This window comes from Micromonospora sp. S4605 (assembly GCF_003176715.1).
In the GTDB taxonomy this organism is placed as follows: domain Bacteria; phylum Actinomycetota; class Actinomycetes; order Mycobacteriales; family Micromonosporaceae; genus Micromonospora; species Micromonospora echinaurantiaca.
Genome location: NZ_QGSW01000250.1, coordinates 1 through 2163 on the forward strand (window position 1 = coordinate 1; position 2163 = coordinate 2163).

The window sequence follows — 2163 nt, forward strand, 5'->3', positions numbered from 1 at the left end:
GAGGTAGAGACCGGTGGAGTCGTTCTCCACCCGCTCGGCGGCGACGGCGTGCACGTCGCGCTCGCGCAGCAGTACGTACCCGCGGCCGTGCAGTTCGACCTCGGAGCGGTCGTCGGGGTCGAAGAGCACCCGGTCGCCGGAGACGATGGAGCGGACGTTCGGCCCCACCCCGACCGCGGTCGCCCAGGCCAGGCGCTTGCCCACGGCGGCCGTCGCCGGGATCACGATGCCGGCGGTGGAGCGGCGCTCGCCCTCGCTCCCCTCCATCCGCACCAGCACCCGGTCGTGCAGCAGCCGGATCGGCAGGCCGGAGTCGAGATTCTTGTCGGCGGTCACGCCGCAGACGGTACCGTGTCCGGGTTGACCGGCGGCCGGTGGTTACGCCGCCCGGCGCCGGGGCACTGGGTGGCGGAACTGCCCTACGGTGACGTGGTCAGGCGTATCCTGTGCGACCTGACACCGTGGACGGGCCGGTTCTCATGCCAGGAGGTGCGCTTGAGCCGCTTCGAGCGGGTACGCGGACGGCTGCGTCGCGCGTACGAGTCGGGACGCGAATCGGTGCGCTCCGGCCGGACCAGGTCCGCGGCGGTTCCCGAGCCGGCCGAGGTGGCCACCCCGGCCGCTCCCGGGCCGGCGGCCCCAGCGACGGCGACGGTGGTTGGGGCGGAGCCGCCGTCCGCCGTGCACAACTCCACCTCCAGCCGCGACGACGCGGACGTGCCGCACGCGCTGCGGATCGCCGCCGCCTGGTCCTGGCGGCTGATCGTGATCGGCGTCGTGGCCTGGGCGCTGCTGAAGATCGTCGGAACCATCCGGATCGTGATCATTCCGCTCGCGGTCGCCCTGCTGCTCTCCGCGCTCCTCGCGCCCGCGGTCGGCTGGCTGCTGCGAGCCCGCCTGCCCCGGTCGCTGGCGACCGCGGTGGTGCTGGTCGGCGGCCTGGCCGCGGTGATCGGCACGCTGACCCTGGTGGTGAACGAGTTCATCCAGGGCGTCCCGGAGCTCAGCGAGAAGTCCTCGGAGGGCGTCCGGCAGATCCAGAACTGGTTGAAGACCGGCCCGCTGCACCTCTCCGACGGTCAACTCGACCGCTACATCGAGGAGGGTCAGCAGTGGATCAACAACAACACCGAGAAGTTCACCAGCGGCGCGCTCTCCACCGCGGCCACCCTGGCTGAGGTGCTCACCGGCACCCTGCTGGTGCTCTTCGCCACCTTCTTCTTCCTCCGCGACGGCAACCGGATCTGGCGCTTCCTGGTCCGGCTGCTGCCGGTGGCGGCGCGCTGGAAGGTCGACGACGCCGGTCGCGCGGCCTGGTCGACGCTGGTCGCCTACGTACGGGCGACGGTGCTGGTCGCCTTCATCGACGCGGTCGGCATCGGCATCTTCCTCGTCGTCTTCGACATCCCGTTCGCCTTCCCGCTCGCCGCGCTGGTCTTCCTCGGCGCGTTCATCCCGATCGTCGGTGCCACCCTCTCCGGCGGCGTCGCGGTGCTGGTCGCGCTGGTCGACAGCGGTCCGGTGACCGCGCTGATCATCCTGGGCGCGGTGATCGGCGTGCAGCAGCTGGAGGGGCACGTGCTCCAGCCGCTGATCATGGGCCGGGCGGTGGCCATCCACCCGCTCGCGGTGATCATCGGCATCGCCGCCGGGGTGGTCCTCGCCGGGATCACCGGCGCGCTGGTCTCGGTGCCGCTGATCGCCGTGCTGAACACCGCGGTCCGCCGCCTCGCCGCCCGCACCGTCCCGGACACCCCACCCGACGCCGTCGTGGTCGCCTCCCAGGCCCCCTGAGCCCGCCCTTCCCACCTCGCGCAAGATTCGCGCACGAACTGAGAACGAGTGGCCTCCCCAGCCGGGAAGGCCACTCGTTCGCTGTAGGTGCGGATCCTGAGATGAGGGGTGAGGTGCGGGGTCAGGACTTGGCGAGGCGTTCGAGGGCGCCGCGGGCGACGTCGGAGCGGGTGGTGTACCAGAACGGCGGCAGCGAGCGGCGCAGGAACGGGCCGTAGCCGCGGGCCGTCTCCAGCCGCGAGTCGAGCACCGCCACCACGCCCCGGTCGCCGGTCGCCCGGATCAGCCGGCCCACGCCCTGCGCCAGCCGGACTGCGGCGATCGGCACGCTGACCGCGGCGAAGCCGGATCCGCCGTTGGCGTCCACCG

Annotated in this window: 3 protein-coding genes; 1 reads left to right on the plus strand and 2 read right to left on the minus strand. The window is 72.5% G+C overall.

Features of this window, described 5'->3' with window-relative positions; genetic code table 11:
• The coding region (locus tag DLJ47_RS22455) for a GroES family chaperonin (protein ID WP_109902438.1) at positions 1-336 on the minus strand (336 nt) is incomplete at its 3' end.
• A gap of 105 nt (positions 337-441) precedes the next feature.
• On the opposite strand from DLJ47_RS22455, the gene DLJ47_RS22460 reads away from it, so the two are divergent.
• The gene (locus DLJ47_RS22460) at positions 442-1794 is read left to right on the plus strand and encodes an AI-2E family transporter (protein ID WP_396774061.1); all 1353 of its coding nucleotides are present in this window, start codon (positions 442-444) and stop codon (positions 1792-1794) included.
• A 121-nt stretch (positions 1795-1915) separates the two neighbouring features.
• On the opposite strand, the gene DLJ47_RS22465 is transcribed toward DLJ47_RS22460, so the two are convergent.
• On the minus strand, positions 1916-2163 hold a 248-nt coding region (locus tag DLJ47_RS22465), incomplete at its 5' end, for a helicase C-terminal domain-containing protein (RefSeq protein ID WP_274703362.1).